Annotated in this window: 23 protein-coding genes and 1 riboswitch; of the genes, 19 read left to right on the forward strand and 4 right to left on the reverse strand. The window is 45.0% G+C overall.

All coding sequences use genetic code 11. The annotated features are described in order from the left end of the window. Nucleotides 1-80 precede the first annotated feature (80 nt). From BP95_RS0109160 to BP95_RS29970, 9 genes are all read left to right on the forward strand, one after another. On the forward strand, nucleotides 81-1,103 hold the full coding sequence (locus BP95_RS0109160; protein WP_028531978.1) for an ABC transporter substrate-binding protein: 1,023 nt from the start codon (nucleotides 81-83) through the stop codon (nucleotides 1,101-1,103). Nucleotides 1,104-1,141: 38 nt separating this feature from the next. Continuing rightward, a complete protein-coding gene (locus BP95_RS0109165) occupies nucleotides 1,142-2,149 on the forward strand; it encodes a FecCD family ABC transporter permease (RefSeq protein ID WP_028531979.1) in 1,008 nt (335 codons plus the stop codon). After that, nucleotides 2,142-3,164 (forward strand): FecCD family ABC transporter permease, encoded by a 1,023-nt coding sequence (locus BP95_RS0109170; RefSeq protein WP_028531980.1) that lies wholly within the window; start codon nucleotides 2,142-2,144, stop codon nucleotides 3,162-3,164. The genes BP95_RS0109165 and BP95_RS0109170 overlap by 8 nt, the downstream gene beginning before the upstream one ends. A gap of 78 nt (nucleotides 3,165-3,242) precedes the next feature. Next, complete coding sequence (locus BP95_RS0109175) at nucleotides 3,243-4,064, forward strand: alpha/beta hydrolase (RefSeq protein ID WP_021255363.1); 822 nt, start codon at nucleotides 3,243-3,245, stop codon at nucleotides 4,062-4,064. Between the two features lie 228 nt (nucleotides 4,065-4,292). Continuing rightward, nucleotides 4,293-5,351 (forward strand): Delta(5) desaturase DesA, encoded by a 1,059-nt coding sequence (locus tag BP95_RS0109180; protein ID WP_028531981.1) that lies wholly within the window; start codon nucleotides 4,293-4,295, stop codon nucleotides 5,349-5,351. A 68-nt stretch (nucleotides 5,352-5,419) separates the two neighbouring features. Beyond that, nucleotides 5,420-6,550 (forward strand): sensor histidine kinase, encoded by a 1,131-nt coding sequence (locus tag BP95_RS0109185; protein ID WP_021255361.1) that lies wholly within the window; start codon nucleotides 5,420-5,422, stop codon nucleotides 6,548-6,550. Further along, on the forward strand, nucleotides 6,547-7,146 hold the full coding sequence (locus BP95_RS0109190; protein WP_021255360.1) for a response regulator transcription factor: 600 nt from the start codon (nucleotides 6,547-6,549) through the stop codon (nucleotides 7,144-7,146). The genes BP95_RS0109185 and BP95_RS0109190 overlap by 4 nt, the downstream gene beginning before the upstream one ends. 119 nt (nucleotides 7,147-7,265) lie before the next feature. Beyond that, on the forward strand, nucleotides 7,266-7,694 hold the full coding sequence (locus tag BP95_RS0109195; RefSeq protein ID WP_028531982.1) for an NUDIX domain-containing protein: 429 nt from the start codon (nucleotides 7,266-7,268) through the stop codon (nucleotides 7,692-7,694). A 169-nt stretch (nucleotides 7,695-7,863) separates the two neighbouring features. After that, nucleotides 7,864-8,487, forward strand: a complete 624-nt coding sequence (locus tag BP95_RS29970) for a GNAT family N-acetyltransferase (protein ID WP_081819842.1) — start codon at nucleotides 7,864-7,866, stop codon at nucleotides 8,485-8,487. A 188-nt stretch (nucleotides 8,488-8,675) separates the two neighbouring features. Here the strand turns inward: BP95_RS29970 and BP95_RS0109205 are convergent, their stop codons facing one another. After that, the gene (locus tag BP95_RS0109205; RefSeq protein ID WP_021255357.1) at nucleotides 8,676-9,236 is read right to left on the reverse strand and encodes an SLOG family protein; all 561 of its coding nucleotides are present in this window, start codon (nucleotides 9,234-9,236) and stop codon (nucleotides 8,676-8,678) included. Nucleotides 9,237-9,434: 198 nt separating this feature from the next. Between BP95_RS0109205 and BP95_RS0109210 the strand changes: the two genes are divergently transcribed. Then, nucleotides 9,435-10,295, forward strand: coding sequence for a DUF6612 family protein (locus BP95_RS0109210; RefSeq protein WP_021255356.1), 861 nt, complete (start codon nucleotides 9,435-9,437; stop codon nucleotides 10,293-10,295). A gap of 169 nt (nucleotides 10,296-10,464) precedes the next feature. Then, on the forward strand, nucleotides 10,465-11,238 hold the full coding sequence (locus tag BP95_RS0109215; RefSeq protein ID WP_021255355.1) for a DUF6612 family protein: 774 nt from the start codon (nucleotides 10,465-10,467) through the stop codon (nucleotides 11,236-11,238). Nucleotides 11,239-11,404: 166 nt separating this feature from the next. Here the strand turns inward: BP95_RS0109215 and BP95_RS32340 are convergent, their stop codons facing one another. The 3 genes from BP95_RS32340 to BP95_RS0109230 all read right to left on the reverse strand — a co-directional run bounded on the left by BP95_RS32340 (nucleotide 11,405) and on the right by BP95_RS0109230 (nucleotide 16,099). Next, the gene (locus tag BP95_RS32340; RefSeq protein ID WP_231515077.1) at nucleotides 11,405-14,005 is read right to left on the reverse strand and encodes a CAP-associated domain-containing protein; all 2,601 of its coding nucleotides are present in this window, start codon (nucleotides 14,003-14,005) and stop codon (nucleotides 11,405-11,407) included. Nucleotides 14,006-14,215: 210 nt separating this feature from the next. Continuing rightward, nucleotides 14,216-14,305, reverse strand: a riboswitch (cyclic di-GMP riboswitch). A gap of 175 nt (nucleotides 14,306-14,480) precedes the next feature. Then, nucleotides 14,481-15,662, reverse strand: coding sequence for a macrolide family glycosyltransferase (locus BP95_RS0109225; RefSeq protein ID WP_021255353.1), 1,182 nt, complete (start codon nucleotides 15,660-15,662; stop codon nucleotides 14,481-14,483). Further along, nucleotides 15,659-16,099 (reverse strand): helix-turn-helix domain-containing protein, encoded by a 441-nt coding sequence (locus BP95_RS0109230; protein ID WP_021255352.1) that lies wholly within the window; start codon nucleotides 16,097-16,099, stop codon nucleotides 15,659-15,661. Before BP95_RS0109230 ends, BP95_RS0109225 begins: the two co-directional genes overlap by 4 nt. Nucleotides 16,100-16,495: 396 nt before the next feature. Here BP95_RS0109230 and BP95_RS0109235 point away from each other — a divergent pair, with 396 nt between their 5' ends. From BP95_RS0109235 to BP95_RS0109270, 8 genes are all read left to right on the forward strand, one after another. Then, nucleotides 16,496-17,293 (forward strand): DUF6612 family protein, encoded by a 798-nt coding sequence (locus BP95_RS0109235; RefSeq protein ID WP_021255351.1) that lies wholly within the window; start codon nucleotides 16,496-16,498, stop codon nucleotides 17,291-17,293. A gap of 494 nt (nucleotides 17,294-17,787) precedes the next feature. Continuing rightward, the gene (locus BP95_RS0109240; protein ID WP_021255350.1) at nucleotides 17,788-19,311 is read left to right on the forward strand and encodes an ABC-F family ATP-binding cassette domain-containing protein; all 1,524 of its coding nucleotides are present in this window, start codon (nucleotides 17,788-17,790) and stop codon (nucleotides 19,309-19,311) included. Nucleotides 19,312-19,462: 151 nt separating this feature from the next. Next, nucleotides 19,463-19,927, forward strand: a complete 465-nt coding sequence (locus BP95_RS0109245) for an OsmC family protein (RefSeq protein WP_021255349.1) — start codon at nucleotides 19,463-19,465, stop codon at nucleotides 19,925-19,927. A gap of 94 nt (nucleotides 19,928-20,021) precedes the next feature. Beyond that, a complete protein-coding gene (locus BP95_RS0109250) occupies nucleotides 20,022-20,660 on the forward strand; it encodes a DUF1349 domain-containing protein (RefSeq protein ID WP_028531983.1) in 639 nt (212 codons plus the stop codon). 188 nt (nucleotides 20,661-20,848) lie between these two features. Beyond that, entirely contained in the window at nucleotides 20,849-21,598 is a 750-nt protein-coding gene (locus BP95_RS0109255) for an ABC transporter ATP-binding protein (RefSeq protein WP_021255347.1), read from the forward strand. 14 nt (nucleotides 21,599-21,612) lie between these two features. Next, nucleotides 21,613-23,577: an ABC transporter permease gene (locus BP95_RS0109260; protein WP_021255346.1), complete on the forward strand. Its 1,965-nt coding sequence runs from the start codon at nucleotides 21,613-21,615 to the stop codon at nucleotides 23,575-23,577. 165 nt (nucleotides 23,578-23,742) lie between these two features. Then, nucleotides 23,743-25,212 carry a sensor histidine kinase gene (locus tag BP95_RS0109265; RefSeq protein WP_021255345.1) on the forward strand — a complete coding sequence of 490 codons (1,470 nt, stop codon included), beginning with the start codon at nucleotides 23,743-23,745 and terminating at the stop codon, nucleotides 25,210-25,212. Next, entirely contained in the window at nucleotides 25,190-25,804 is a 615-nt protein-coding gene (locus tag BP95_RS0109270; RefSeq protein ID WP_028531984.1) for a response regulator transcription factor, read from the forward strand. Before BP95_RS0109265 ends, BP95_RS0109270 begins: the two co-directional genes overlap by 23 nt. The last annotated feature ends 74 nt before the right edge of the window (nucleotides 25,805-25,878 follow it).

Here is a 25,878-nt window from a genome sequence, read left to right on the forward strand (position 1 = left end):
GGAGATTCGGGATAAACGTTCTATGATTTAATAGTGATAATCATTATCAATTGAAGCGTTCGAAGGGAGTTCAGAAATAAATGAATAAATGGATGGCTAAGGGGTTATTATTGCTTTCACTTTCACTGGCTTTGACAGCATGCGGTGCTGGTGGCGCGAAAGAAGGCGCTGATGCGAAGAACGGTTCAGGCACGGAAACGACTGCACCCGCAGCGTCTAACACAGACAATAAAGATAAGGAGTCGGCACCATCCGGCGAAACAAAAACAATTACGTATTTGGATCAAACGTATACGATCCCTGCTAAAAAAGAACTTCGTATCGTAATTTCTGGTTCTATGGAGTCCATGGAAGATGCGGTTGTACTTGACGCGAAGCCAGTTGGTGCAATTAGTGTAAGCGGGCAGTTCCCTGACTTGTTCAAGAAAGCGACAACGGAAGCCGTATCGGTCGGAGAGAAGATGGAGCCGGATTACGAAGGCATCTTGAAGCTGAAGCCTGACGTCATCCTCGCTTCTACGAAGTTCAAGCCAGAGGCTATCGAGAACTTCAAAAAAATTACGACTACCATTCCGGTATCTCACGTGTCTACGAACTGGGAAGCCAATCTGAAGCTCTTGGCAGAACTGACAGGCAAGGAGAAAGAAGCGGAAGAGGCTTTGAACAAATATAAAGCCGACTTGGATGCGACGAAAGCGAAGTTCGGCGACAAGCTGAAGGACAAGAAGGTATTGGCGGTTCGTGTTCGTAAGGGCGATCTGGCGATCTACCCTGAGGGAGTCTTCTTTAATGCTTCCCTCTATAACGATTTGGGTCTGACGGCTCCGGCAGAAGTGAAAGCAGCGAAGGCGCAAGAATTGATCTCGCTGGAGAAATTCTCGGAAATCAATCCTGACTATCTGTTCGTTCAGTTCTCTCCAGATGAGAACAAGAATACACCGAAAGCATTGGAGGATTTGGAGAACAATCCGATCTGGAAGAGCGTTAATGCGGTGAAGAACGGCAAGGTGTTCGTCAATGTTGTAGACCCGCTCGCACAAGGCGGCACAGCGCTCAGCAAATTCTTGTTCCTTGAAGCAGCAGTAGATAAGCTGTCCCAATAATTCAGATGTTCAAATAATAAACAACAGGTTGGTACGATATGCATAATAAGAAGGCATTGGCGATTGCAATCATGATCTTGTCACCAATTGCCATGGTGGCGGTCATCGTATTATCCGTGCTCTATGGAGCCAAGAACATAGATGCGAATACCGTATGGGATGCTGTGTTCCACTTTAATCCAGAGAATGTAGATCACCAAATTATTATGCACTCGCGCATGCCGAGGGCAATAGGAGCGCTCTTGATCGGGGCGTTCCTAGCCGTATCAGGAGCCATGATGCAGGGGATGACAAGAAACTATCTTGCATCCCCTTCTATTATGGGGGTATCTGATGGTTCGGCCTTCGTCATTACGCTGTGCACGATTTTGGTTCCTTCAGCGTCATCCATCGAAATGATTTTCTTTTCGTTATTAGGTTCATTGTTTGGCGTCGTTGTCGTGTGGGGATTGGCCTCCACGATTCCGGGTGGGTTGTCGCCAGTGAAGATGGCGATTGTCGGAACGGTTATCGGAACCCTGCTCAGCAGCATTTCATCTGCGATCGCCGTTTATTTTCAAATTTCGCAGAATATCAGCTTCTGGTATAACGCTAGGCTTCATCAATTGGATCCCCAGTTAATTAAGCTTGTTATTCCATTTGCTATTGTTGGATTTATTCTGGCGATGTCTGTCACCAGATCAATTACGACACTCTCGCTCGGCGAAGATGTTGCGGCTGGCTTGGGGCAGAAGACGTTTTTTGTAAAGCTGCTTGCAACCGCTTCAGTCGTCATTTTGACCGGTATTTCGGTAGCACTGGCAGGCAAGATTGGCTTCGTTGGTTTAATTGTTCCTCATATTGCACGCATGCTGGTTGGACTCGATTACCGGTGGACAGTTCCTTGTGCAGGCTTGCTGGGGGCATTGTTCCTTGGCCTTGCCGATGTACTCAGCAGATTCATCAACCACCCATTCGAAACTCCTGTCGGTGTAGTAACAGCCTTAATTGGGGTTCCATTCTTCCTCTATCTCATTCGCAAAAAAGGAGGGGGAGGACGTGCATAGAGATTCATTGCTTCGTTGGTGGATTGTATTTGGCGTTGGGCTCGCATTGTTCTGTACGGCGGTCTATATAAGTGTGACAAATGGTGTCTTCGATATGACGGTGAAAGATGTCTTCAATACCATCCTGGGCATTGATCCGCAGCCGGATCATGAGCTTGTTATCTTCGAGTTCAGACTGCCGCGCATTGTACTGTCTGCGATGGTAGGATTGGGTCTGGGCATAGCAGGTGCTGTTATTCAAGGCATTACGCGGAATGGCCTTGCCGATCCAGGGATTTTGGGTATTAACTCTGGTGCCGGAGCTGCAGTCGTACTGTTTATGTTTTTCTTCCAAGGGAAGATCGTTGGCACAGATTGGTTTGCAGTAATGGCTATGCCTTTGTTTGGACTTGTCGGTGGCTTGCTGGCAGCTATCTTTATTTTTGCGTTCTCATGGCATCGAGGCAGGCTTGATCCGCAGCGCTTGATCTTAGTTGGTATTGCGGTAGCTTCTGGTCTCGGGGCATTGTCTATGTATATTTCATTGAAGATGAATCCGCAGGACTTTGAGATGGCAACGGTGTGGATGTCAGGCAGCGTGTGGAATGCGAACTGGCATTACGTTGTGGCCGCATTGCCATGGCTCATCATTTGCGTCCCATTCATTTGGTTCAAGTCATGGAAGCTGGACTTGCTGCAATTCGAGCGAGACAGTGCGATGAGTCTTGGCGTGGCAGTTAATAGGGAGACAAATTTACTGCTCATAGCCAGCATTGGACTTGTCAGTGCTTGTGTATCCGTATCCGGCAGCATTGGCTTCGTCGGCTTGATTGCACCGCATATTGCACGGAAGCTGGTCGGTGTGAGTCATCATCGCATGCTGCCCGTGTGCGGAATAATCGGGATGGTTATCGTTGTCGTCTCCGATTATATCGGCAGAACGATTTTTGCGCCGATATCATTGCCGGCAGGTGTCGTTGTGGCGCTGCTCGGCGTTCCGTATTTTATCTACTTGCTCTATCGAGCTCCGAAATAGGTCCGATGTTCGAAAGACATAACATTGACATCGGCAGAGTCATCGGAATTCATTCCGCACAATAGGGGAGGAACCAGCATGAAAGTAACAGAACAACCGATTACGCTGCCGCGTTCTACGGTTTACAATATGGGTTCCACGCATACGAACCGAGATTATCGAATTAGTGTTAGTGTTCCCGAGGGCGAAGCTCCTTCGGAGGGGTACCCGGTTCTGTATGTGCTCGACGGCAACGCGTTATTTCCTCTTTGCGCGGAGTCGGCGCGCGTGCTGAAGGGGCGAGGCATTCGCGGCTTCGGCCCTCTGGTTGTTGTAGGGATTGGTTATTTGACGGAAGGAAACTTTCCTGCGGATCGCTTCTATGAACTGACACCTCCAACGGATCGTGCATCCTTGCCGCCAAGACCAGGCGGGGAGGAATGGCCGCCAACTGGAGGCGGCGACAACTTCCTTCGCTTCATCGAGGAAGAGCTGAAGCCAGCAATCGAAGAGGCGTATCCGATAGATCGTTCGAAGCAGGCTTTGTTCGGTCATTCACTCGGTGGCTTATTCACGCTGAATACGATGTTCACGAAGTCTGATCTGTTCCAGACCTATATTGCGGGCAGCCCCTCCATCTGGTGGAGCAATCGCTGCGTGCTGGAGGCGGAGAAGGCATTTACGGCGAACCGAACTGTAGAGCCTGATCCAACCCCTGTGCGGCTGCTCATGACCGTCGGGGAAGAGGAAGCCTCACACCCGAATCGGATGCTGCATAATGCGGAGGAGATGTACCAGCGCTTGAAGCAGCTGGAGGAGAACGGCTTGTCCGTTGATTTTCACGTCTTCCCCGGCGAAGGGCATTTATCGGTGCTTCCCGGCTTGATCGGACGCGCAATCCGATTCGCGCTTCATAAATAAGAAGTAACAAGCAGCCTGCTGACCTATTTCAGCAGGCTGCTTGTTTGTTTGCGGATCGGCGCGCCTATGTTTGCATGTTTTAACGTGACATATATGACATTTATCATGTCCCTTATCTGACGTTTATGACTACTGCGGATGACACGGATTCTCTATACTTAAGATAATTAAGTATGGGTTCATGCGATATCACCTATGTTTGTTAACAATTTAGGGGGAACTGACACAATGGCCGATTCGAAGCTTATTAGCTTGAAGAAGGAAGTAGCGCCTTATGAACAGATCGATATGCGATCGAGCATTCGACAAATATGCAATACGATTTTACCGCTTTTGGTTCTGTGGTATGCCGCTTATGCGAGTCTTACGGTATCCTATTGGCTATCACTCGTGTTCATGGTCATGGCGTCCGGCTTCGTCATTCGGACATTTATTATATTTCATGACTGCTGTCACCAATCCTTTTTTAAGAGTCGGAAGGCAAACGATATTCTGGGAACGATTACAGGGGTGATCACCCTTGTTCCGTACCAGCAATGGAAGAACAGTCACTCTATCCATCATGCCACAAGCAGCAACCTAGACAAGCGGGGAATTGGCGACATGTGGGTGCTGACGGTTGAGGAATACGAGGAGGCTTCCTGGTGGACACGTCTAGCTTATCGTGTATACCGCAATCCAGTGGTCATGCTCTGTATCGGGCCGATCGCCATCTTCCTTATTACGTATCGCTTCAATGTCAAAGGTGCGAAGCGTAAGGAACGAGTGAATACGCACATTACGAATATTGGAATTGTAGTGTTATATGCATTGCTGTGTTGGGCCATAGGTTGGCAGGCATTTCTGATGATCCAAGGGCCAATCTTCTTATTGTCGGGCATGCTCGGCATCTGGCTGTTCTATGTGCAGCATCAATTCGAGGAGACGTACTTCGAGCATGAAGATGAATGGAGCTACGTGAAGGCGGCGGTAGAAGGAAGCTCCTATTACAAGCTGCCGAAGTTGCTGCAGTGGATTACCGGCAATATCGGCTTCCATCATGTGCATCATCTTAGTCCGAAGGTGCCGAACTACAATTTGGAGAAGGCGCATGATGCGTCCATTCCGCTGCAGAAGGCAACGACGATCACTTTGCGTACGAGCCTGAAATCGCTCCGATTCCGTCTATGGGATGAAGAGAGAAAGGTCTTCGTTAGCTTCAAGGAGCACAAGCAGATGCTGCTGCAGAAGTCAGGCCGCATTAGAAGCTCTATCAAGCCGCCAAGAGCGGGGATTCAAGGGGAATAATGAGCACGGCTTGGCATCATTATGGTAAGATACAATTAAATATGGCAAGAGGAAGGAGGAAGACAATCATGCAGAAGTGGTATCACATATTTCACAGGAGTACGGGATTGAGCCCGTACGTGTGGGTTGTCTTTTATATCCTTCCTTTTTACTTTATATTTCGGGCCTCTTCGCCATACGAAGTTGGTATTGGCGTAGTCATGATACTGGCGTTTTTCGGCTGCTATGTGTTGTCGTTTGTATCGAAGGGATGGTGGGTCTACTTTTGGACCTCCTTCCAAGTGATTATCTCCATTACAATGACCGTACTGTTCGGATACGTATATTTTGCACTGTTTCTAGCGTTCTTTATCGGTAATATTCAGCACAAAATCGGCTTTATTACGTTATATACCATCCACTTGATTAGTACGATTGTGACGATCAACTATGGATTTGTAACGAAGAATCCGGTGCTCATCACGCAGCTGCCATTCGTTCTTGTCAGCATGATCGGAGTTATCCTGCTCCCAGTAACGACTTATAATCGCAACAAGCGAGATAAGCTGCAAGGAGAGCTGGAGGATGCCAACAAGCGGATTGCGGATCTGGTGAAGCTGCAGGAGCGACACCGCATTGCCCGTGATTTGCATGATACGCTTGGTCAGAAGTTGTCGCTCATCGGCCTGAAGAGTGATCTTGCAGGTAAGCTAATTCATAAGAATCCCGGTCGTGCCCAAGCAGAAATCAATGATGTGCGGCAGACAGCGAGAACGGCCTTGAAGGAAGTGCGGGAACTGGTGACACAAATGAGGGGAACGCGGCTGGAGGATGAGCTGTTTCGCATCAAGCAAATTTTGAAGGCGGCTCAAATTGAGTTTAGCCTAGAAGGCGGCAAGCCTGCGAATATCTCGCTTCTTTATGAAAATGTGCTCAGTATGTGTCTAAAAGAAGCGGTTACGAACATTGTGAAGCATAGCAATGCGACGTCCTGTTCGATTCAATTTGAATCTTCGCAAGCAGAACTTATGGTTAAGGTGCAGGATAACGGTGTTGGAATGGACACCAGCCTTCAGTCGACAGGCAATGGCTTGCTTGGAATGAAGGAACGGCTTGAGTTCATTAACGCAAGTATGGACATTGTATGTGATCAAGGTACGGCCATCATCATACAAGTGCCGATCGTGACGAAGCAGCCTATTAAGGAGGTGGGGACGTGATACGTATTGTCATTGCGGAAGATCAGCGGATGCTGCTTGGAGCGCTAGCGTCTCTGCTGGATTTAGAAGAAGATATGAGTGTTGTTGGACGGGCAAGCAATGGGGATGAGGCTGTGAAGCTCGTTCATGAGCACAATCCAGATATATGCCTGATGGATATCGAGATGCCAGGGAAGAGCGGGCTGGATGCCGCTGAGGAACTGAAGGGTGCAGGCTGCAAGGTCGTGATCCTGACGACCTTTGCCCGTCCGGGATATTTCGAGAGAGCCGTGAAGGCTGGCGCGAATGGATATCTGCTCAAGGACAGCCCGAGCGAGGAACTGGCAGATGCAATCCGCAGCATTATGGCAGGCAGACGGATCTATGCTTCTGAACTGGTAGATGAAGCATACTCGGAAGAGAATCCGCTGACAGAGCGGGAGAAGGAAGTGCTTTGTCTGATTGCAGACGGCAAGAATACGAAGGAAATTGCCTCAGAGCTGTATATCACGACAGGAACCGTGCGCAACTATATTTCAGTTATTCTCGACAAGCTTAATGTGGGCAATCGCATTGAGGCGATTACGCGGTTTAAGGAGAAGGGCTGGTTCAAGTAAGGCTGAATATCGATAGAAAAGGAGGAGTGCGCTCAATGCGCGACTCCTCTTTTTGTGAAACCATTGCATGACCTAAATAGTCTAATGATGGTGAATATTCGATTAAGGAGTGATTGGCAATGACAGTTACAAATCATACAACAGCAATTCCGAAATTAGGGGTAGGAGCGGTAATTCGCAATCACAATGACGAAATTCTGCTGGTTAAGCGCAACCGGAACCCGGAAAAAGGAACATGGAGCATTCCTGGCGGCAAGCTGGATATGTACGAATCGTTAGAGGAATGCGTGATCCGTGAGGTGAAAGAGGAAGTTAACCTGGATATAACGGTGACCCAATTGCTCTGTACAGCGGAAACGATCCGTCCCGAAAATGATGAACACTGGGTGTCTCTCATCTACGATACGACAGTACAGGGAGGAGAAGCACGCAATAATGAGGCAAACGGAGCAATTGGGGATATGCGTTGGTTTTCCCTGGACGAGCTGCCCGAGCAATTGGCCTGCTTTACGAAGCCTGCAATAGATCGAATATTGGGAACAGCTTGAGGCTTGAATCTAGTTTGGTTTAAGTGGAACGTGTGGAAATGAGCGGGGTGCAACATTTTCCGGGAAATAATGTGGCTGAGCGACAAAACCGAACAAAAATACTTTCAGCAATAGGGTTCTTGTATTCTGCTATTCCTCAAAATTACTGAGATGAAAAAGATATCGCAAGATGTTAGTTGATGGGGTTGAACAAAATAAACCATTAGAGGGGGAAGACGTAATGCTTGCTTCGGATGGTCAGGTATCGATTAGAAAAATGTCTTATGCTGATGAAGACTTTGCTTTGTTATATAAATGGCTGAATGATAAAAAAATCCTAAGTTTTATTGAAGGTCCAAGTACCAGATTTACATGGGAACAGATTATAGGAAAATATGGGCCACGGGCAAGAGGAGAGCATTATGTCACCCCGTGTATTATTGAATTTAATAATGCTTCTATAGGATATTTACAGTTCTATCCGTTACAACAGGATGAAATTCATGAATATGGAGCAAAGCTTGATCAACCGCAATTCGGACTAGATATATTTATAGGAGAGACTGATTTTTGGGATAAGGGAATCGGAACTCTGGCATTGAAACTTATCATTCGGTATTTATTTACCGAGCGAGGAGTTGAGGATATTTACATAGATCCACAAATCGTGAATGTCAGAGCAATCAAGAGTTATGAAAAATGTGGATTTAACAAGATAAAAGTACTACATGCAAGAGAATTGTTTGATGGAGAATATAAAGATACCCAACTAATGAGAATAACATTAGATGAATTTATGATGCTAAGTGATTGAACTAATGGCTGTATTCATTCAATGAACAAGCGGCAGTGTACTATTTTACAACACAAAGCTGCCGCTGGTTTTATAGAGTCGACCTATTACTTTTTTGGAACGATTAACTGAAGCCCCTGCTCCCTTACATACTTGATACATATCCGTTTTCACTAGACCAAGCCAATTTTATTCAAAACAATTATTTTTCACTCGAAGAACATGCTGCTTTGCTCCTCATCTGCAATCGCTTGAATTTCCTCTGCTCCGATATTGATATAGATATAGCCTTCTTCTTCTTGCTTCTTCAAGGCGCGTTCCTTCGTAAACTTCGGACTTGCCTCTCCCGAATCCTCATCATAGACGAGCAGAATGCCATCTGTCTTGCGGAACAGCAGCTCGTCCCTTGCGATGAACTGCCATTTGCCACTGTAGGGAGCATTACTCACCGTGCCATAGTAATCGATTCCACGCATAATTTCTTCGAAATAGGTTTGCTTCTCCTCGCTCCACTGTGCTTCAGGATTGGCGTACGCCGTAATAATGGAGCATTTCAACTGCGGATATTGTTGTTTCAGCGAGATAGCAGCTTCGCAAGCCCATAAATCGACTCCATACTGGCCAGGTGTGATGACCCATTCTAATCCTTCTTCAATTAGCGGAATAAGGCGAGATTCTATCGCTTTGCGTATATAGGGAACTCCCTGATGCTTATTGTTATAAATACCGAGTTCGTGAGCTCGGTAGCCGGTAACGAGTAGATTTTTCAATGTATGATTCCTCCGAGAATGTATCTATATATATGATTATAGACGGTAGAACTAAAAATGATAAATATACAGAGAATGGGACTAAATATCTAGTTCCTTCATCAATTTGACACATGTTTTAGTTCTAAAATCCCTGTTACAGAGACGTATGAATTGGTTAATATGAGTAAGTATACTAACATTTAGGGGGAAAAAGTTTTGAAAAAATGGGTTGCACTATTGTTGGGGGCAATATTAGTAGTAAGCATGACGGCTTGTGGAGATAAAAAAGACGCTGCTGGAGCAAACAGCTCTTCTACAGCACAGACGACAACTGAGACAGAGAAAAAGGATGCTCAGGTTCCATCTGTCGATGAACTTATTCAAAAATCAATTGATGCAAGCAAGTCGCTCAAGAATTTCTCTATGGACAGCCAAGTGAAGCAGGATCTTACAATTAGCCAAGGTGAACAGAAGCAAGAGCAAAATACGGAAATAAAACTGAAAAGCGACATGACTAAAGAGCCTTTCAATCTGTATCAAGAAATGACAATGAACGTAGCGGGTCAAGGTGAGCAAAAAGTCGTTCAGTATATTTCGAAGGACGGCATTTATTCACAAGTGAACGGGCAATGGACGAAGATGCCGGATGACATGAAGGCACAAATTCTTGAAGGTGCGGAGAAAGGGGCAAGCCCAGAGCAGTCCCTGGAACGCTTCAAATCGATAGCGAAAGATTCGAAGGTATCTGAAGAAGGTACTAACTATATCTTGACGGCGGACTTGTCCGGTGACGGGATGAAGGAACTGGCGAAGTCGTTGATGACCCAATCTGGTTCTAACAGTAATCCTCAAATGGAAGCAATGATTGAGCAAATGAAGATTAAAAGCATTAAGATGAAGTTTGGTGTCAACAAGGAGTCATACCAACCAACAATATCCGATGTCGACATGTCTATGGAAGTAGAAGAGCAAGGTCAGAAAGTTGAACTCAATATGGTTATGACAAGCACATTCTCGAAGCATAACGAGATTGGCGAAATCAAGGTGCCACAAGAAGTATTGGACAGCGCTAAGTAATCGCAATGTATAGACGAGACCGTCGAATCTATGGATTTGGCGGTTTTTTTATGGCATTAATAGTTCTATTCTACTAATTTCTGTTTCGGAATAGGGCTACGTTCACTTTGTCTGTCTATCGATATTGGTTACTATGAGGGAGCATACTAATTTTGGGAGGCAGACGGTTTTGAAGAAGTGGACGGCAGCACTCGTAGCGATCATGGTAGTACTAGGCATTACAGCATGCGGCAACTCAACACCTACGGCAGGAGAATTGATTCAAAAGGCTACGGATGCGGATAAAACATTGAAGAGCTATTCAATGGATGTCCATGTTGAGCAAGTGAATGGGATTCAAGGCGACAGCAGCAAAGAAGAAAAATCGGATATTACAATCAAAACTGACTTTACAAAGGAACCGCTTGGTTTCTATCAAGATACGTCAATTGTGTCAGACCAAACGAACCAAACGATTAAACAATACTTCACCAAAGAAGGAGCATACTCTCAGGTAAATGGCGAATGGGCGAAAGTTCCGGATGAGTTGAAGAGCCAGTGGGAAACGAACATTAAGAGCCAAATGAGCTTGACGCAAAATCTCGATAAATTCAAGCCGTTAGAGAAAAATTCGAAGATTGCCGTGGAAGGTAACGAATACATCATGACTACGGATATGTCTGGCGATAAAGGCAAGGAGTTGGCGAAGACGCTGTTGTCCGAGTCATCTGGTGAAGAAGCTGCGGAAGCGCTTGGCAAGATGAATGTTAAGACGCTTACCATGACATATGGCGTGAATAAGGAAACCTACTTCCCGACGAAGAGCGGCTTTACACTTGTGCTCGAAGGGGAAGAGAACGGACAGAAGATTTCGATCAGCATGAAGGTGACGAGCACGATTACGAAGCATAACGAAGTGGCCGAAATCAAAGTGCCGAAGGATGTTATCGACAACGCTCAATAGGATACGATTTCGATTGTCGATGAAGAAAGAAAATAAAGTTATAGACTGAGAAAATATAGTTCCGACGGCATTACTGTTATCACGCGGTACAGCCCGTAAAAGGAAAAAAAGCAGAGATCCTATGTGATAATCTAGGATCTCTGCTTTTTGTGTCATGATGAATATCTTATTGCTCGTGTATCACGCGATACAAAACGAGTGCCGCCTGCGCTCGAGTGAGCGTTCCCGCCGGATCAAGTTTGTTATCGGTGGTTCCTTTGATAAGTCCTTTGCTCACTGCGTACACAACGGCTGTCTTTGCATCCTGTGAGATGAGTGCTTCATCCTTAAATCCAAGCGAAGTGCTTGAATGGGACAGATCAATTTTCAATGCCCGCGTAAGCATCACGACCATTTTTTCGCGAGTAATCGGTTTACGTGCCCCAGGCTCTGCAATCCGCTGTTCCCAAGTCTCTCCGTTATTCGTCAAGCGATCAAGCAAGGTGGCGAACTCCGCTTGGGTAATAACGTCGTTCGGCTTGAATGTGTGTATGCTGTCTTTGCCGCACAACAGTCCGTGAGCTGCAATGACTTCAATTTCATCCTTTGCCCAATGTGCAGTAAGATCATTGAAGGATCTTGCATGCTCTGCAATCGTGTAGGTGCCGAACTCCGTGACCTGGAAGGAAATATGCTTCTTATCAGCTGCCTTCATTCCGGCCAGTTTATAGCTCCAAGCATTTGTTGTTAGGCCTTGAGCTTCTGCGTACACGCCTGCCTTACGAATATCCTTTGTAGCTTCCATCAGCTTCAAGGAGATTTCCAACAGGATATTCTTTGCTTCTTGCGGCCCGCGGATCGTGATCATCGGAGACGTAAAGGTCGTCTCGCCATGATGCTTGCTAAAACCTTTGTCCTTATGCTCTGCAAGAGACACCACAAGCTCGAGTCCACTCGTTCCGATGAGTTCCACAATAGACTTATTCGGAATGGTAATATCGAATTCGGCTGTAGACAGAAGCAAATCCTTGCCTGATTCCTGCAGCAGTTTGGCGGCCGATTTGTCCAGCGTGAAGGAGACTTCATTGTAATCCTTCATGCTTACATCGCTAATATCGGGTTGAACCTGCTTGGTATTTTTGTCCTGCAGCTGTTTTTTCACGGTATTCGCATTTATCTTGAACTCCGCATTCACTGCATGCTCCTTCATCGTCTCTGCCAGTAATCCTGCCTTCATCGTCTTACCGGCTGGAATTGTTCCCACAGAAGTCGAAGGTGTAGAACTACTAGAACCTCTAGAGCCTTCAGATGAGGAAGACGAAATAGGCAACTCTGGCTTCGGATTCGGATTCGGAACAGACGGCTTGATGACATCAACAGTAGACGAGTGAATGTAACCGATTCGGATCCGTTCATTGTTTGCGTTGAACAGATTCGCATTTACAAGATTGAAGGTATATTTCCCTTCTTGGTCGCTCAAGAAAGCGATGGTTGCTATGTCGCCGTCTCCTTCATAAGCGCCTCCGTTGAGATTTACGGAGTAATCCAATTGCTTCTGGCCATTAGGTAAATCGGTTATGTTCTTTGTCGTGATAAGTGGGACATCCGGATAGTTCAACTTTTGATAGGTAGCCATCGTAACGCTTGGCTTTATATCTAAGAGAGTCAAGCGGCTGTCATAAGTAAGACTGAATGAAGCTGAATATACTGCTTCCGACACAGAATATTCGACCTTTACATCGAATGGATCTCCTGTCAGAACCTTAGATTCGCTGAGGCTAGGAGATACAACATCGGGATCGGGCTTTTTATCGTCGACGGAATTCTGCGTGACGAAGTTCTGTGTGTAATATACATTTGAATTCCCCCCGAAGTACACACCCACCCCTAGATGAGAAAAGTCTCCCAAAATATTCGAACGATGTCCTTTCGAGTTCATCCAGTTCTCGTGAACGAAGATGGCACTCGACTGTCCAGCAGCAATGTTTTCCCCTGCCTTTTGGTATACGATTCCGTCCGCCTTCAGCCGATCGAACGGGGATTTGCCGTCCGGATTGTTATGATCGAAGAAGCTTCTCAGCCCCATATCGTCGCTATGCTTGCGAGCAGTTCCCGCAGCCTTTTCATTCCACTTCAATGGCTTCATGCCCTCGCGGACACGCACAGCATTAGCCAAATCGAGGATTTGTTGCTCAAAGCTTGTCTGCAATCGCTTGCTAGGCGTGCCAAAGTACCCCTTGAACGCCAGTTCCACATCCTGGGCAATAAATTGGACAGCCGTCACCGTATTCCCTTGATGGAGATCATAGAACACGGTTGCATACATACCGCCGACCTTGTACAGGCTATATTGTCCGCTGTTGTCCATATTGTAAATCGTATTGCCTTTCCTAATTTGACTGAGGGAAGATCCGAAGGCTGCCTCTACCTCCTGCTTGGTTGAACCGAATCCAATGCTTCCATAAGAATCATTCGCATTCGTATAGAGTGCAACGACCTTGTGGTCCTGAACACCAACTTGTAAGTAATGTTTATAATCCTGATTGTAAATATACCACTCGAAGCCATATTCACTTAGATCCTTGCGAACCGGCAGTCCGATTTTTTGGAATAGTTGATCCTCGCTCATTCCTATGGTGATGCCTTGCAGTTGGTCTGCCCCTGCCTGCAGAGCATTGTTCGTTTTCGTGACAGTAATCATACTACCGACCAGCTTATCCGCTGCATAAAGGGTCGGCTGATAGATAAGCATCCCGGCTAACAGCGCAGCGCTAGCTGTAATCGTCATACGCCGCATTCTTCCTGCTTTAATGTGTTTATGCTGTTCTTGGTACATTGCGTTGTTGGTTGCTGTACAACATGGCCGCATCATTACATCTCCTATTCTTTTACATTCTGCGATCAAATGAGATGAACATCGGGGACGCTTTACAATAGCACAAAAAAAGCGCCACCCTAATGGCAGCGCAATAAAAAAAGACGCACGTAATGTCGCAATTAGGGCAACCCGGCTGTCATCGCATTGTGAAATACATTAGACCCGTGGCTTTGCGTCCCCTGCTTTCGCTAGGGTTTGCCATTATCCAAATGTTACAGATTAAATGTCTATAGTAACATGTAAATGAACAGCTTGTATACAACTGTGCCTATAGGTACGCAAAATTCAATCAAGTACCAGGTCTATCAACCCAGTACGATTTATGTTCGTCATGCACTTCTTCAATGAAGCTGCCCCATTTTAAAAAAAGGATCATGAAAGTACACTAAGACTTCGCTCGAATTTTAGTTAAAATCACATTTGCCGCTTCTACTGCACCACCAGCATTCTGAAAAGTTTCTGACAGTTTTTGCGCATTTTCCTGATAAGTCCGATTCGTCAACACCTCAGATACCGCTGCTGCCAAATATTTTGGCTTCTTTCCTTTCAACTTTAAACCTGCACCCAGTTGAGCAACCCGATCAGCCACTAATCCTTGTTCGCTATGTTGCGGAAATAAAACCATTGGAACTCCAAAATACAGGCTTTCATTCACACTATTCATGCCACAATGGGTAATAAATACATCGGCTGTTTGCAATACCGATATTTGATCCACGACGTTATTCACTGTGAAATTTCTTGGTATGTTGCCAAGAGAAGCAATCTCCGTTTTTTCACCAACTGACATCACAACATCATAGTCCGTATCTGCAAATGCCTGAATAACTTTTTGGTAAAAATCTTGATTTTGATTCAGTATAGTCCCAAGTGAAATGTAGATTAGTTTTCTATCTTTTTTATTAATCTGTATCGGCGGAGACTGCCTGATGGATGGTCCGACAAAAGCATATCGCTCAGAAAACGTATCCGCCATCGGCTGGAATTCTTTCGAGGTATAAACAATGGTGTCTGTTTCATTATTATTTTGAACAATCGATACAACATTCCCTATCTCATAACCATGATTCTTTAACAACTGAATTTTTCTGTTCATTCGGGGCCAACCCACGATCATCCTCCATACATCGATGAAACCACGCTTCATCAGTTTCGCGGTGTACTGATTAAAAGCAAAGGTAGTAGTCGAACAAACATATGGAATTTCTAGTTTTTTAGCAAATAATTTTCCCCAAAAGCATATAGAGTCAGATACAATACAATCCGGCTGGATTTCCCTTAATTCCTGACATACCTTCTCATCCAAAGCAATGGTCGTATCGGCAACCATCTCAATTAATGCTGTAAAATCTTTGCCAACCTTGCGATCCAATTCCTTTTGTGAAAGCTGGGGCAAGAACTCATCACAAGCAATGAATGCAGCACCAGCACCTTTTATTTTTTCCTGAAATTCTAGAAAGGAATAGTACCAAACTTGATGGCCTCTATTGACTAACTCGGCAACCACCGGAATGGTTGGATTGGTATGACCATGTGCGGGTATCGAAAAAAATACAATTTTGCTCATTCTGATTCATCTACCTCTCGCTCCGCTTTTTGGATCATCTCTACAAATTCCATGAAATGATTACTTTTTAAGAGAGCAATCCCTTTTGTCGCATCTTCCCCCAAGACAATCAGCTTATCACCAGCTTGTATCTGATACATTTCGCGTGCCTGTTTGGGAATGACAATCTGTCCCCGATCTCCTACCTTCACAACACCAAAGAACTGCTTCCCCGTGGGAACGAGCTGATTCGCCGCTTCTTCACTCATATCACGGGATAATTGATCCAGGGTTACTTGGAAAAGTTCAGCGAGTATTTTGCATTTAAAAATATCGGGCAAGGCCTCCCCGTTTTCCCACTTTGCTACGGTCTGTCGTGACACGTTTACCTTCTCAGCTAATTGTTCCTGACTGAATTTATGCTTTTTACGCAACACACGAATATTCATACCAATCATATTTTTCATCTCCGTATACGTTAAATATATAGAAGAACCAAGGTGGAAATCTATCAACAATTCGCAACATTTTATGTTAAGAATTGTGGCAAAGTACAAGTCATAGATGAAGCTAACGTCGATAGCGCCGTATTCGATTGCGAACCAAAAATTTTTCGCAATATATCCAATACTTGTGCACTGTTATTTGTCCATATCATACCAAATTAATAGAGAATACAAACTGAGGTGTTCTGTTAAAGAACAAGACTGTCGACAGTCTTGCTGTATCCATTAGATGTATCGATGATGTCCAAATGCTTCTATTTTATTGAAGTAATAGGTTTTAACTTACTGTTCCCTTCTTTATAAATTGGCTAACATGGGTAAAGCAGATTATTTTAGGGGGCTGTTATTTTGAAAAAACGGATAACCATACTACTAGCATTCTTATCATTACTAGGGATAACGGCATGCGGCAATACGATGCCGACAGCCGATGAAGTATTGCAGAAAGCAATTGAGGCTGATAAAAGTGTAAAGAGCTTTTCCTTGGATATCAATCAGACAGAGACAATCAAGGCAGATCAAAAAATTGAAGCTTCTAAGCTAACTAAAATAAGATTTGATTATACGAAAGAACCGATCGGCTTATATTTCGAAAATTCGATAATATCTAATGAGGTGAATTTAACTTTAAAAAAGTACCAAACGAATGAAGGGTCATATTTTCTTCAATATGATGGTCAATGGAGGAAATTGCCGGATGATTTGATGAATCCAACTCAAATACAGAAGGATATGGATTTGAATGAGCTCTTTAGACAGATCAAGATGTATGCAAATGAAGCGAACATTATTTCAGAAGGCAATGATTATATCGTGACAGTGAGTTTGGAAAATGAAAAAGCTAAGGAAGCTGAACATTTTTTGTGGTCGGAGTTACCAAGCAAGGAAGAGGATAAATTAGAACAGGAAAAGTCGGAGCAAAAGGGTAATAAACAAATCATGCTCGATATGAAAAACATAGTCATTAAATATCGGATCAATAAGGATAATTATTTTCTTATGAGTACCGCTTTAGAATATACAAAGTCTGGGGAAGAATCCGGACGAAAAATTGAGGATCATTTTGTAAGTAACTCAACATACACTAGACACAATGTGGTTCCTCAGATTAAAGTGCCACAGCATATTATAAAAAGCGCTCAATAAGAAGTTATTTTTCTACGATTCCGCCGCATCTTTTGAATGCGGCGGTTTTTGCATATTCTTGACAGGACGAGCTATGATCGTGTATGATTTTCCTCGTAATACCATTTTATGATGATGAGGATTAGAAAGGGGATGGCGGTATTGTCAACTGTTCTTCAACGGAAATTGGCTTAAGACGGGAGAAGTCTGCCCATTTTTAGCTTAATGCCAATCGAAGAACAGTGGATAAAGAACCGATTCCTTTTTTCATATACAAGTACGCGTTCATGAACTTTGGGTGCAGAACCAAGCGGAACCAACAGACACGGTCTGTTCGTATTGGTCTGCAGCACTAAGGATAAATTGAACTACCTATTATGGGCTATTTGTATAGGGCAAGGCGATTCGTTCGCCTTGCCCTTTTTTGCATACACACAAGCAAATACTTTCTTTATGAAGCTGTTCTCTCGCTTGGCGTTGAGCATCATTTACGCACATGCAAAGGAGAGAATGACATGAGTATGTTATCTGTAGAAGAAGTAACCCATTTTTATGGGGATAAACGAGTATTTCTCGATATTAGCTTCCGCTTGCTTCCGGGGGAGCATGCCGGAATTGTAGGCAGCAACGGAGCGGGCAAATCAACATTGCTGCGTATCCTGTCCGGTGAGCTATTGCCGGATGCAGGGAAGGTGGAGTGGCTGCCTCATGTGAAGGTAGGTTATTTGCAGCAGCATATTGATCTGCAGCCTGGGATGACCGTGCTCGATTATTTGCGCGGGGCATTTGGTCACCTCTATGCCATGGAACAGAATTTGATGGAGCTGGCACACAAGATGGCCGAAGATGCTGACAATCTGGAGTTATGGCTTGCCAAGTATGGGGAGCTTCAGCATCGACTGGAGCATTCGGGATTTTATGAGATTGAAGTGAAGCTGGAACAGATCGCAGCAGGCTTAGGGCTGCTTGATATTGGTCTGGATCGGGATGTTGAGAAGCTGAGCGGAGGTCAACGCACGAAGCTGCTTCTAGGAAGATTGCTCTTGGAAGAGCCCCATGTTCTCCTGCTGGATGAACCGACGAACTATTTGGATGAGGTGCACATTGATTGGCTGAAGGGCTATTTGAAGGGGTATAAGCAAGCCTTCTTGGTCATTTCCCATGATAATTCTTTCTTAAATGAAATTGCCACGTCGATCTTTCATGTCGAGCACCAGAATATTAAGCGTTATGTAGGCAACTACGAGGCATTCCGCAGCGTATACGAGCTTAATAATTTGCAGCAGCACGAAGCGTATAGCCGACAACAGAAGGAAATTGCCAGACTCGAAGATTTTGTTCAGAAAAATAAGATTCGCAAGGCGAAGCAGGCCAAGAGCCGCGAGAAGATGCTGGAACGCATGACGCGGATTGATCGACCAACTTCTGGTGCGAAGCCGCGATTTTCTTTCCAAGTTCATGTGGAGCCTGAAGGTAGAATTATGAGGGCTGAACAGCTGCAAATCGGCTATGCGAAGCCGCTATGCTCGCCTCTGAATCTGTTGATGAAACGAGGAGAGAAGATTGCGATTGTCGGTCATAATGGGGTTGGCAAGACAACGCTGCTTAAGACGCTGCTTGGAGAATTAACCCCATTGCATGGCAATGTTCGTCAAGGAGAGCGGGTGAAGGTCGCTTATTTTGCTCAAGAGCTGTTCGTATCCGACGATTCCGCGCTTGATCAATTATGCGCATTCCGTACAGACATGACACATCAGCAGATACGCAAGCTGCTTGCGATGACTGGGTTGACGGAGGAGCATATTCGGCAGCCGCTCAGCTCGCTAAGCGGCGGAGAGCAGGCTAAGGTACGATTATGCGAATTGATGCTGACGGACAGCAATGTGCTCGTGTTGGATGAACCGACGAATCACTTGGATGCTCGGGCGAAGGAGGCCCTTATAGAGGCACTGCGCAGCTACACTGGTTCAGTGCTGCTGGTATCTCATGAGCCCGACTTTTATGCAGATTGGGTTACACAGGTGTGGTCATTGAAATAAAGGATGCTTCGTTTGCGGCTTGACCATAGTAGGGAGATTGCAGAAAGCTGCAGTCTCCCTTCTTTTCTTGGAAGCAAGAGAACATTCTTACTATTCATATTTTTTAACTGTGATATAATGTTGGTTAAAATAGGAAGGCGAGGTTATATGAATGCCACTTGAAACATTTACTGCTTCTGCACATCTGCAAGAGGGAATGGTTGTAAAGGCGAGATCACGGAATTTCGAGATTACGATTGACGAGCCGAAATCGCTGGGCGGTACGGATACGGCGATGAATCCGGTTGAAGTCGTACTGTGTGCGTTAGGCGCCTGCCAGTCCATCGTGGCAAGAGCATATGCCCGTAAATTCAATATTCAGCTGGAGCAATTTTGGGTGGAGCTTGAGGGGGATTTGGATACAGATGGCTTCATGAACAAATCTGACGTGCGCCGAGGCTATTCTGAAATTCGCTACAACATCCATGTGAAGAGCAATGCTTCCTATGAGCAGATCGAACAATTCGTGCAGTTCATTGAGCGTACATGTCCGGTTGGGGATACGATTAGTGCTCCTGTTCGACTTGTATTGAATGGCATTATTTTGGAACAGGACTCTCCGCAGGTCACTTCATAACGTAGGAGATGCACCGTAATCTTAATTGCGCCCTGTACAGTAGGGATGATTCCACCTATGATGGAATAGAGACTACGACATGGAGGCAATTCAGATGAGCAATTCAATTCGACTGCATGAAAATTTTGAACATGAACAATTGAACACGAACTTGATGTGGTACTCGCCGCCTCGAGCGTGGGAGATCAATCAAGAATCTGCAAAACTCATTGTTCGCACCGCCAAAGAAACCGATTACTGGCAAAAGACACATTATGGCTTTGAAGTCGATAATGGACATTTTCTATATACAGAAATTGAGGGGAACTTCAGGCTGACGACCAAGGTATATTCCTATCCTGTTCACCGTTATGACCAAGCAGGGCTAATGGTTCGCTATTCGCCAGACACTTGGCTCAAAACATCTGTAGAATATATTCCGGATGCCAGCAATAAGCTCGGCGCAGTGGTAACGAACCACGGATATTCGGACTGGTCAACCCAAGAGGTTGATAATGGGGATGCTCCGGTCTACTTCCGTATTTCCCGGATTGGGAACGACTTTTATGTCGATTACTCACTGGATGGTTCTGCTTGGAAGCAGCTTCGCATGACACATTTATTTGAGCAGGAGTCGAAGCCCATTCAAGTGGGCATTTATGCATGCAGTCCGCAGGGAGAAGGGTATGAGGCACATTTTGATTACATAACGATTGAAGAACTTTCGGATGATCGAACTCAAGTGTATGCTTAATGTGTTCCCGCAATGTTTTTAACGTCAGCTACCTATGAGGTAACCGATTAGATTCAAAAATAGCTAGAATATAGTGTCGAGTTAGGGTATTACCCGAACTCGGCATTTTTTTGTGCGTGAAATACTCATGCCTTTCTATCCTAAAAAAATTATCGTTATATATACAAACATACAGAAAGGGAGATTTTATGCCAAGTTTGCTGCAGGCAAAAGACGTAACGAAACGATACAATTCCATGCAAAGACCTGCTCTGAACGGAATTTCGTTTGACGTGCATGTTGGGGAATTTATCGGCATCATGGGGGCCTCCGGCTCCGGGAAAACGACACTGCTTAATGTATTATCCACCATTGATACGCCGACAGACGGTGAAATTACCATTAACGGTGTGGATATCAGTAAGCTTGACGATACTCGTTCAGCAGATTTCCGCAATGAGCATCTTGGTTTTATTTTCCAGGAATACTTTTTGCTGGACAGTCTAACGGTCATGGAGAATATTGCTGTCCCCCTTACTCTAAAAGGGCTATCCGAAGGGGAAATCGATCGCTCTATACGTTCCTTGGCCGAACGCTTCGGCATATCCCAGCAGCTTGGGAAATATCCCAGTGAGTTGTCCGGCGGACAGAGACAGCGGGTTGCGGCAGCAAGAGCCATTGTTAAAAAGCCGTCGATCCTATTTGCGGACGAACCAACGGGAGCGCTGGATTCCAACTCGGCAACAGAACTGCTGCGAACGTTAAGCGAAGCTAACGAAGAATTGGGCACAACCATTCTGATGGTGACTCATGACGCGTACGCTGCAAGCTTTGCCAAGCGTATCCTGATATTTAAGGACGGGCGGATTTTTAATGAGCTGGAACGCAAGACTCAAGATCAGCGCTCCTTTTATGAAACCATTATGGAGCAGATTGCGCTGTTGGATGAATCGCGCTAAAAAGAGGTGTTGTTATGAAGTTAACGACTATTGCATTTAAAAATGTAAGGAATAATGTATCGTTCTACTCGCTCTATCTATTTTCAGTCGCTCTTATTTTGACCGTTTTTTTCACCTTTATGTCATTTTCGCTAAATGACATTATGATGTCCAAAATTTCGGAAGATGGGCGAGTAGAAACGATGTCACGCACCATCTCTGTTTTTTTAATGGCATTTGTATTATTTTATATGTCCTATTCCAATCAATTTTTTATGAAGCGCCGGATGAAGGAACTGGGCATTTATACGCTGCTCGGTTACCGAAAGTCTGCCATGCTTGCATTATTGACCATTGAGAATATCCTGATCAGTTTAGGAGCTCTTCTTATTGGGATCATTATGGGAGCGTTGGCCCACAAAGGGATCGTTGCAGGGGTCTCCTTGCTGCTGAATTTAGAGATTAATACTTCAACTATCCCGTTATTGAACGGCAAGGCCGTGCTTTATAGCGTTGTATTCGTCTTTGCGGTTATTTTAGTGCTAAGCTTGTCCAACTGGAGGCTGCTTCGCAAAACGACGCTGTTAAGTCTTGTCCGGCTTGAAAAAACAGTTGAAAAACCGATCAAGGTTCGCGTTTCTGCTGCCATATTGGGACTGTTGCTCATGATCTCTGGTGATTTGTTAGCTATTGATGTCATACGCGGCAAAGAGTCATTGTGGAAATCCATCGGTGTTGCTCCGATGGGGCTATCAATGGTACTGATGATTGCAGTCGGGACTTCATTTGTTATTTATTCCTTTCTTCCGTATTTATTCCGTAAGCTGGAACATCGGAAAAGTCTCCTGTACAAAGACATTGCGATAGTTACGATACCCAAGTTCATTTCCCGTATCCGAACCAATGCAAAAACCTTGATTATGCTGTCCCTGCTGATTGCCGGTACCTTGGGCGTATTCGGTTCTACAGCCTTGACCATGTACTATCCCGTGGCGGCGGTGAATCGCATCATTCCATCTGCGCTAGAGTTCCCGATTGAGAAGCCGGAACAGGCAAATCAAGCTGTTCAAGCATTGAATAAGGCAATCGGTTCCGGTAAGTTTACAGCTCAGCAATCCACGCTTATAAAGATCCGGTCCCAATCGGACAATCTTCCAGCAGAATATGCGCTAGGGAAGGAGCCGGGATTTGAATTGATGGCTTTATCGGATTATAATCGGTTATTGCATCAGCAAGGCAAGGAAGCGGAATATACACAATTGGAAGATACCAACAGCATTTTAGTTAAATATCGTTCCGATCCGACGCAGAGAGATGTCGGCCAAAATTACCGGCTTTCTCTTCCGGACAACCAATCCCTTGATATCACTGTCCGGGATACAACGCTGTCTAACCCAATCGGATTTAATATCAGTGTAGGTACTCTGATCGTATCCGATGAGATTTATCATCGTTTGGCCGAGCTTGGTCTTCCCAAGATGACAGTCATGAGCATTGATGGAAAAAATCTAAGAGACAGCAAGGCGGCTTACGAGGCTCTGCGTTCCGGCCTGAAGGATAACCCTTATTTCTCCAGTGCCTATGCCCGGACGTATGAGATCATGTCCAACAATAGTTCTACCTTTTTGTTGCTTGGATTTTTGACCGTACTCTTTTTCATCGCAGCGGGAAGCATCCTATATTTTCATAACATCTCGGCCGTTTCCTATGAACAGAGCGATTATGAGATCCTCGGTAAGATGGGTTACAGTAGGAAGAAAATAAAGAAAGTGATACGAAGTCAAATTCTTATGATGTATGCCATCCCGCTCGGTATCGGTCTCTTCCACAGCATTTGTGGGCTGATTTGCTATAGAGGGCTGCTCATCGATGATATTTTGGGTCAAAGCTGGCAGATTTCTGTTCCGGTCGCGATGGCTCTGGTTATTGCAGGAGCTGTATTTGGCATCTATTATTTGATTACGAGACGCGCTTGTTATCGAACTGTATTTCCCCGTTAATAGAGTTCATTCCATGGATTAGCGAGGAAGGAGGCGATCCCTTTTCAAAACAGATATCTGTACAGACAAATACTGCTGATCGTTAATGAACTACTAATTATCGCTTACCTCGTGTATGGACATTTATCCGGTCTTCGGAGTGATATAGACGTTGCGGATGTGATCATGCTGGTGCTCGTGTTTATAATTACGCTGGATGCCGTATACATCAGCAGCATGAATCTGAAAAACAGCGGAGTATTGACCCGTTTTACGTGGCTGTTAATCTTATCTGGCTGGTATACCTTGCTAAGCATCGATTCGGGAGACGAGCAGTTTGCTAAACTGCTCTCTTTCTGCGGTTCGGTGCTGTTATACGCAGTCTACCGATTTATATCTGCCTTTCTCTTTCAGGATGCGGCGTACTTATACAAAAAACAGGCCGACATCCTATTGAAAGCGGCTTGTATGTTCACGGTATTTTTGGGCTTGATCCAAGACGCATGGTTTCATTTGTTTTACTTGTTCCAGCTTGTGCTTAGCTTTGGAGTCGGCATTGGCCTGTGTTATGTACATCGACAGCGGATTCTATTTGTGCTTCGCAACGAATGGAAGCAGTTCGGCGCTCCTGCTTTAACAGCAGCTCTGATTTTTTTCGGCTATGTGCTGTACTTTGGTACAAACCCGGAATTCGTAGAGGGTCTTGGCATTTATCCCTTTCTCTTTCTGCCTTTATTAAGCATTCACCGGATTGCGCTAACACATGCGGAGGATCTCCCTGTCATGTTGTTTCGTGGGAAATCACTGCTCATTCTTATGGTCGGAATCATATCCCTGTTTAGCCTAATTACTCTGTTGTTGCAGCTTCAGCCAAGTGAATTCTTTGTCATTATTCATGGAATGCTTTTGTGCATGCAAGCTTATGCCTTGCATTTATATGTTTTTTCCAAGATCCAGTCGAACTCGACATGCGACAGCTCTATGCAGAGCATGGACAGCCATTATGCGCGAACCTTGCTGCAGATCAAACGAGAGGAAGCGATCCAAAGAGATTTCTCGAATTATCTGCATGACGGTATTCTTCAAGATTTGCTTTCTATTCGGAATATGATGAATAAATCAGACCGCACCGAAATCAGAGGGTTAATCATGGAGGCGCTGAACCGCCTAAACCTGTCGATCCGACAGCAGATGCAGGAGTACCAACCGGCCTTGCTCAATACCCTTACCTATAAAGAAAATTTGATAAATCTATTGAGTATGGTTCAGCAAACGTATCCTACAAGGAGATTTTCCATTTCATTTGAGTGCGATGATACCTTCTTTCTGGTAGAGCCATACAATTATATGATGTATCGTATGCTTAAGGAGCTTGCGGCCAATGCCTTTAAGCACTCAGACGGAACTACTCTGGACATTCGTCTCTCTCTTAACTTTGAGCAGGTGGAGCTATGGGTGCAAGATAACGGTATTGGCCTGAAGAATTTCGAACATGCAGGAGAGGGACTGCCCAAGGGATTGCAGTCCATTCGGGAACAGCTTGCTCTGATTGATGGCTCCATTACCTTGGAAGAGGCCCACGGTGGAGGATTGTGTGTTACAGTAAAGTTCTTGATGAAAGGAGAGGGCTCATATGCACATTATCTTGATCGATGATCATGCTTTGTTCGCGAAAAGCCTGGAAATCGCACTGGAAGGCACGCCTGAAATCGAGCGGTTTCAATCCGTTACGGATACTGCTCTGGCAGTTTCCGTGATCATCAAAGAGCAGCCTGATATTATATTGATGGATATCCACCTTAATTCCTCGGCCAGTGAGGATGGGATAATGCTTGCCAAAAAAATACGGAGTGAAATTCCGGAAGCCCGAATCGTGATGCTGACTGGCTATGATTTGCCGGTATACAGATATGAAGCACAAAAAATAGGGGCGAAAGGATTCCTGAATAAAAATATGAATCCCGAAGAAGTAGTTCGTGCACTGCTGCAAATCCAAAACGGGGAGACTTATTTCCCTGCTTCCATCGATTTTATAGAGACGTTGACAGACAGTGAAAAACAGATCCTCCAGCTCTTAAGCGACGGATACAAGCGAAAAGAAATAGCCGGCAAGCTGCATATCAGCGAGCGGACCGTGTCGAATCATCTGCAGCATACGTTTGAGAAACTGAATGTAACCTCGTCGCTTGAAGCCGTTGCGAAAGGAATTCAATTTGGCTACATACAACCTACGTTCAAGATGATTTAATGGGATTTTTCATAGGGAGGCCAATCGGAACTTTTTGAACGAACATAACTACATTCATAAGTGTTGTTCCTGCT

The sequence above is a fragment of the Paenibacillus sp. UNC217MF genome, from assembly GCF_000686865.1.
In the GTDB taxonomy this organism is placed as follows: Bacteria; Bacillota; Bacilli; order Paenibacillales; family Paenibacillaceae; genus Paenibacillus_B; species Paenibacillus_B suaedae.

What these genes read in the sequence shown, in the direction of transcription:
- BP95_RS0109225 (WP_021255353.1), bottom strand. Translation starts at nt 15,662, where the DNA reads ATGAGCAAAATTGTATTTTTTTCGATACCCGCACATGGTCATACCAAT.
- BP95_RS29970 (WP_081819842.1), top strand. Translation starts at nt 7,864, where the DNA reads ATGTTAGTTGATGGGGTTGAACAAAATAAACCATTAGAGGGGGAAGAC.
- BP95_RS0109175 (WP_021255363.1), top strand. Translation starts at nt 3,243, where the DNA reads ATGAAAGTAACAGAACAACCGATTACGCTGCCGCGTTCTACGGTTTAC.
- BP95_RS0109245 (WP_021255349.1), top strand. Translation starts at nt 19,463, where the DNA reads ATGCCACTTGAAACATTTACTGCTTCTGCACATCTGCAAGAGGGAATG.
- BP95_RS0109270 (WP_028531984.1), top strand. Translation starts at nt 25,190, where the DNA reads ATGCACATTATCTTGATCGATGATCATGCTTTGTTCGCGAAAAGCCTG.
- BP95_RS0109160 (WP_028531978.1), top strand. Translation starts at nt 81, where the DNA reads ATGAATAAATGGATGGCTAAGGGGTTATTATTGCTTTCACTTTCACTG.
- BP95_RS0109240 (WP_021255350.1), top strand. Translation starts at nt 17,788, where the DNA reads ATGAGTATGTTATCTGTAGAAGAAGTAACCCATTTTTATGGGGATAAA.
- BP95_RS0109185 (WP_021255361.1), top strand. Translation starts at nt 5,420, where the DNA reads ATGCAGAAGTGGTATCACATATTTCACAGGAGTACGGGATTGAGCCCG.
- BP95_RS0109255 (WP_021255347.1), top strand. Translation starts at nt 20,849, where the DNA reads ATGCCAAGTTTGCTGCAGGCAAAAGACGTAACGAAACGATACAATTCC.
- BP95_RS0109265 (WP_021255345.1), top strand. Translation starts at nt 23,743, where the DNA reads ATGCTGGTGCTCGTGTTTATAATTACGCTGGATGCCGTATACATCAGC.
- BP95_RS0109195 (WP_028531982.1), top strand. Translation starts at nt 7,266, where the DNA reads ATGACAGTTACAAATCATACAACAGCAATTCCGAAATTAGGGGTAGGA.
- BP95_RS32340 (WP_231515077.1), bottom strand. Translation starts at nt 14,005, where the DNA reads ATGACGATTACAGCTAGCGCTGCGCTGTTAGCCGGGATGCTTATCTAT.
- BP95_RS0109230 (WP_021255352.1), bottom strand. Translation starts at nt 16,099, where the DNA reads ATGATTGGTATGAATATTCGTGTGTTGCGTAAAAAGCATAAATTCAGT.
- BP95_RS0109260 (WP_021255346.1), top strand. Translation starts at nt 21,613, where the DNA reads ATGAAGTTAACGACTATTGCATTTAAAAATGTAAGGAATAATGTATCG.
- BP95_RS0109250 (WP_028531983.1), top strand. Translation starts at nt 20,022, where the DNA reads ATGAGCAATTCAATTCGACTGCATGAAAATTTTGAACATGAACAATTG.
- BP95_RS0109180 (WP_028531981.1), top strand. Translation starts at nt 4,293, where the DNA reads ATGGCCGATTCGAAGCTTATTAGCTTGAAGAAGGAAGTAGCGCCTTAT.
- BP95_RS0109165 (WP_028531979.1), top strand. Translation starts at nt 1,142, where the DNA reads ATGCATAATAAGAAGGCATTGGCGATTGCAATCATGATCTTGTCACCA.